This is a genomic window from Phenylobacterium sp., assembly GCF_044371015.1.
Lineage (GTDB): Bacteria > Pseudomonadota > Alphaproteobacteria > Caulobacterales > Caulobacteraceae > Phenylobacterium.
Genome location: NZ_JBILUK010000244.1, coordinates 1 through 4,547, shown reverse-complemented (window position 1 = coordinate 4,547; position 4,547 = coordinate 1). Strand labels below are relative to the sequence as shown.

General features: G+C 66.9%; 5 protein-coding genes and 1 pseudogene. 2 read left to right on the top strand and 4 right to left on the bottom strand.

Going from position 1 to position 4,547, the window contains the following annotated elements; translation table 11 throughout:
* Positions 1-221, bottom strand: a pseudogene (locus ACIQ3R_RS15490) (O-succinylhomoserine sulfhydrylase); the annotation flags it as partial.
* Positions 222-452: 231 nt separating this feature from the next.
* Between ACIQ3R_RS15490 and ACIQ3R_RS15485 the strand changes: the two are divergent.
* Positions 453-1,472 (top strand): 2'-deoxycytidine 5'-triphosphate deaminase, encoded by a 1,020-nt coding sequence (locus tag ACIQ3R_RS15485; protein WP_397419757.1) that lies wholly within the window; start codon positions 453-455, stop codon positions 1,470-1,472.
* Between the two features lie 4 nt (positions 1,473-1,476).
* Here ACIQ3R_RS15485 and ACIQ3R_RS15480 read toward each other — a convergent pair whose 3' ends face one another.
* The 3 genes from ACIQ3R_RS15480 to ACIQ3R_RS15470 all read right to left on the bottom strand — a co-directional run bounded on the left by ACIQ3R_RS15480 (position 1,477) and on the right by ACIQ3R_RS15470 (position 3,965).
* Complete coding sequence (locus ACIQ3R_RS15480; RefSeq protein WP_397419756.1) at positions 1,477-2,469, bottom strand: TerC family protein; 993 nt, start codon at positions 2,467-2,469, stop codon at positions 1,477-1,479.
* Positions 2,470-2,644: 175 nt separating this feature from the next.
* Positions 2,645-2,839, bottom strand: a complete 195-nt coding sequence (locus ACIQ3R_RS15475) for a YdcH family protein (RefSeq protein WP_397419755.1) — start codon at positions 2,837-2,839, stop codon at positions 2,645-2,647.
* 238 nt (positions 2,840-3,077) lie between these two features.
* Entirely contained in the window at positions 3,078-3,965 is an 888-nt protein-coding gene (locus ACIQ3R_RS15470; protein WP_397419754.1) for a branched-chain amino acid aminotransferase, read from the bottom strand.
* A gap of 116 nt (positions 3,966-4,081) precedes the next feature.
* Between ACIQ3R_RS15470 and ACIQ3R_RS15465 the strand changes: the two genes are divergently transcribed.
* The coding region (locus tag ACIQ3R_RS15465) for a response regulator transcription factor (protein ID WP_397419753.1) at positions 4,082-4,547 on the top strand (466 nt) is incomplete at its 3' end.

Sequence of the window (4,547 nt, the reverse complement as noted above, 5' to 3'; positions counted from 1 at the left end):
AGCGCGAGGCGGTCCTCGAACATCTGGGTCGTCGGGTTGCCGAAGCGCTGGTAGATGAAGCCCGGCCCGCCGGCGAAGCGCTCATCGGCGGCCTGGGCGCTCTCATAGGCGAAGCTCTGGTTGAGGAAGAGCGCCTCGGAGATCTCGCCGTAGGGCGTGCGCGCGAGCCCGCCCCGGACCGCCCGGGTCTCGATCTCCCAATCGCGCGGATCTTCCGCCATCACGGCCTCCTCAAGAGCCTCGCCCGATCTGATGGAACCCATCAGATCGGGAGGAACGAGGCTCGCTTCTTTGACTTGAGAGCGTACCGGTAGCCACTTCGGCGGAAAACGCTCTGTGTGGAGCGCCGCTTGAACGGCAGCGCGGGAAGGGCGTCAAGGTCCGCCTCGTCGGGAGTGGATGTGGTTCCGGCCCTTGCCAGCGCCGCGCGGCGCGTTAAGGCTCCGTCGCCCATGCGCGCGACCAACGCCCCCGGCATCCTGCCCTGCCAGTCCATCGAGGCCCTGATCGCCAACGGCGCGATCACCTCGGCCACGCCGTTCGACGCCGATCAGGTGCAGCCGGCGAGCCTGGACCTGCGGCTGGCGGGCCGCGCCTGGCGGGTGCGGGCCTCGTTCCTGCCGCGGCACGGCCGGGTGGCCGATCGGATCGCCGAGGTGGCGATGCACGAGCTGGACCTGACGCGGGGCGCGGTGTTGGAGCGGGGCTGCGTCTACATCGCCGAGCTGCAGGAGCGGCTGCGGTTGCCGGCGGGAATATCGGCGCGGGCGAACCCGAAGAGCTCTACCGGCCGGGTCGACGTGTTCGTCCGTCTGCTGACCGACCGGGGCGACACCTTCGACGACGTGCGCGAGGGCTATGACGGGCCGATCTATCTGGAGATCGCGCCGCAGACCTTTTCGGTGCTGGCGCGCTCGGGCACCCGGCTGAACCAGCTCAGGCTCAAGGCCGGCCAGCCGGAGCGGCTGCGCATCGAGAGCGTCGGGGTCGATCTGACCGGCGAGGTGGCGGGCTTCCGCGGCCGCCGCCATGCGGGGGTGGTCGACCTGGACAAGGAAGACGGCCACGATCCGCGCGACTTCTGGGAGCCGATGATCCCCAGGGGCGGCCAGCTGCTGCTGGATCCCGGCGAGTTCTACATCCTGGCGTCGAAGGGCGCGGTGGAGATCCCGGTCGACGAGGCGGCGGAGATGACGCCCATCGACCCGTCGGTCGGCGAGTTCCGCGTCCACTATGCGGGCTTCTTCGACCCCGGCTTCGGCACCGACGAGGCGCACGGCAAGGGCTCGCGGGGCGTGCTGGAGGTGCGCAGCCACGAGACGCCGTTCATCCTGGAGGACGGCCAGACCGTCGCGCGGCTGGTCTATGAGCCGCTCACCGCCCGGCCGGACCGGCTCTACGGCGAAGGCGGCTCACACTATCAGCGCCAGGGCCTGAAGCTTTCGAAGCACTTCAAGCCCTGGGCGCCCTGACCGATCAGGCCGCGCCGGGGCCCGCCGCGTGGCCCCGCGTCTTCCACAGCGAGAAGATGATGCCCGAGGCGATGATCGTCAGGGTCACGCCGAGCGAGATCGCGGGGTCGACCTTTCCGACGATCTGGTTCCAGAAGATCTTGGCGCCGATGAACACCAGCACGATGGCCAGCGCGTACTTCAGATACTCGAAGCGGTGCACCAGGGCGGCGAGGGCGAAGTAGAGCGCCCGGAGGCCCAGGATCGCCATGATGTTGGCGGTGTAGACGATGTAGGTGTCGGTGGTGATCGCGAAGATCGCCGGCACGGAGTCCACCGCGAACACCAGGTCGGCGATGTTGATCATCACCAGGGCCAGGAACAGCGGCGTCGCGAAGGCCACGAGCTTGCCGGTCTTGGGGTCGGCCTGCCGGACGAAGAAGCGCTCGCCGTGCAGCTCGTCGGTGATCCGCATCCGCTTGGAGAGGAACTTCACGACCGGGTTCTTGGAAACGTCCTGCTCGCTCTCCTTGACGACCAGCATCTTGATGCCGGTGGCGATCAGGAAGGCGCCGAAGATGTAGAGCACCCACTCGTACTGCTGGACCAGGGCCGCGCCCAGGCCGATCATGACGCCGCGCATCACCAGCACCGCGATGATGCCCCAGAGCAGCGCCCGGTACTGGTATTTCGGCGGGATCGCGAAGTAGCCGAAGATGATCGATATGACGAAGACGTTGTCGATCGAGAGCGCCTTCTCCAGCGCGTAGCCGGTGAAGTACTGCATCCCCGAGGTCGGCCCCATGGACCACCAGACCCAGGCCCCGAACAGCATCGCGACCGCGATGTAGAAGGCCGAAAGCTTCAGGCTCTCCGCAACCCCGATCGCCTTGTCGGACTTGTGCAGAATGCCGAGGTCGAAGGCGAGCAGGGCGCCGACGATGGCCAGGAACGCCAGCCAGAGCCAGGCGGGCTTGCCCAGGAAATCAGCGGTGAGGAAGGCGGCGATCAGGTCCATGGTCAGTCTTGCGTCTCTTGGTTTGTGGCGAACGCGCCGCCGCGGGTGTCAGGCCTTAAGTCGTATGCGCGAGCGAAAAAGAAGAGGGGAGGCTGCGGGTGCTGCCTCCCCGGTTCGCCCTAGGTCAGGGCAGGTTGTTGACCCGCTGGCCCCGAGGGACCCACGGGCGCGGCGGTCAGGCGTAGGAGGTTGTCCGAGCGGACGCGAGGCCCGCTTCAGCCAGGAACAACTCGTCCTTCACCATGAGCTTCTGGCGCTTGAGTTCGGCGACGGTCAGGGCGTCGGGCTGAGGACGCCGCTGCTCTTGCCGAATACGATCCTCGAGCCACCGATGGTGATTGCGAAGACGCCAGATGCGAGATGGATTCATGTGCTCCTCCGAAGGGAGGTGCGCCCGGGAACCCAGCGGGCACAATGGGGGGAGAGGCATTCGCCGAGCCCCGAGCGCACCTAACGCGGTCCGACATCACGATCGCCGTCGATCGCCAGAGGGGCCCGGCCCGCTCCCATGAGATGGGGCGCGAAAGTCGTATCGCCAGGGCCCAGAAGATGAGTCTCACTCATCGCCGTGATTAGCCGCGGCGATGAGTGAGCGGGACCTTGAAAGGTCAGACCGGCGCCAGTTCCCGGCGCACCATGCGGGCGTAGTCGTCCATCAGGCTGAGCGAGATGTTGCCCGGCCGGAACCGGTACTCCCCGATCTCGGCCACCGGCGTCACCTCGGCGGCGGAGCCCACCACGAAGCACTCCGAGAAGCCCGAGAGCTCCTCCGGCAGGATGTGGCGCTCGATCACCTCAAAGCCCTTGGACCGCGCCAGCTTGATCACCGTCTGCCGCGTGATGCCGTTCAGGAAGCAATCGGGCGTCGGCGTATGCAGCACGCCGTCCTTGACGAAGAACACGTTGGAACCGGTGCTCTCAGCCACATAGCCGCGGTAGTCGAGCATCATGGCGTCGGTGAAGCCGGCCTTCTCCGCGGCGTGCTTGGAGATGGTGCAGATCATGTAGAGGCCGGTCGCCTTGGCGTGGACCGGCTCAGTCTCGGGCGAGGGGCGCTTGTACTTGGCCCAGCACATGCGGATGCCCTTGGCCTTCTCCTCGGGCGAGAAGTAGCTCGGCCAGTCCCACACCGCGATGGCCACGTGGATCTTGGTGTTCTGGGCCGAGACTCCGATCATTTCCGAACCGCGCCAGGCGATCGGCCGGATATAGGCGTCGGTCAGGCCATTCTTGGCGCAGGTGTCCTTGCAGGCTTGATCGATCTGGGCCACCGTGAAGGGGATTTCGAAGTCCAGGATTTCCGCGGACTTGAACAGTCGCTCCGTATGCGCCGTCAGCTCGAAGATCTCACCGCCATACATCCGCTCTCCCTCGAACACGGCCGACGCGTAGTGCAGGCCGTGGGTGAGTACGTGCACCTTCGCCTCGCGCCAGGGCACAAACTGGCCGTCCAGCCAGATCCATCCGTCGCGATCATCGAAGGGAACGAGTGTCATGAGGAAAGCGCCTCCTTTCAGAACCTTCCCTTGAACCTATCGCGCGCCCGGGCGTCAAACGAAATGGCGAAGGTTCTCGGCGCCGGCTTCCCGCCCGTGGCCTGGAAATCGCGCCGATGAGCGGGTCTGCTCCGCTCCGCAGCCGCCACCTGCTGGTGGTCGATGACGATGATCGCATCCGCGAACTGCTGAAGGCCTATCTGGTCCGCGCCGGCTTCCGCGTCTCGACGGCGCCCGGCGGAATCGCGGCGCGGCGACTGCTGGGCGCGCTCGATTTCGACCTCGCCATCTTCGATGTGATGATGCCCGATGAGGACGGCTTTTCGCTCACCCGCTGGCTGCGCGATCAGCGGGGGGCCATGGGCCGGACGCCGATCCTGATGCTGACGGCGAGAGGTGAGGCGGGCGACCGCATCGAGGGCCTGAAGCTGGGCGCCGACGACTATCTGGCCAAGCCGTTCGAGCCTGAGGAGCTTTTGCTCCGCATCGAGGCGATCCTGCGGCGGGCCCGATCGACCGCCGCGCCGCCGTCCGGGCCCCTGTCGCTGGGCCGCTGCCGCTTTGACGCCGACCGCGGCGAAC

What these genes read in the sequence shown, in the direction of transcription:
- ACIQ3R_RS15485 (WP_397419757.1), top strand. Translation starts at nt 453, where the DNA reads ATGCGCGCGACCAACGCCCCCGGCATCCTGCCCTGCCAGTCCATCGAG.
- ACIQ3R_RS15480 (WP_397419756.1), bottom strand. Translation starts at nt 2,469, where the DNA reads ATGGACCTGATCGCCGCCTTCCTCACCGCTGATTTCCTGGGCAAGCCC.
- ACIQ3R_RS15475 (WP_397419755.1), bottom strand. Translation starts at nt 2,839, where the DNA reads ATGAATCCATCTCGCATCTGGCGTCTTCGCAATCACCATCGGTGGCTC.
- ACIQ3R_RS15470 (WP_397419754.1), bottom strand. Translation starts at nt 3,965, where the DNA reads ATGACACTCGTTCCCTTCGATGATCGCGACGGATGGATCTGGCTGGAC.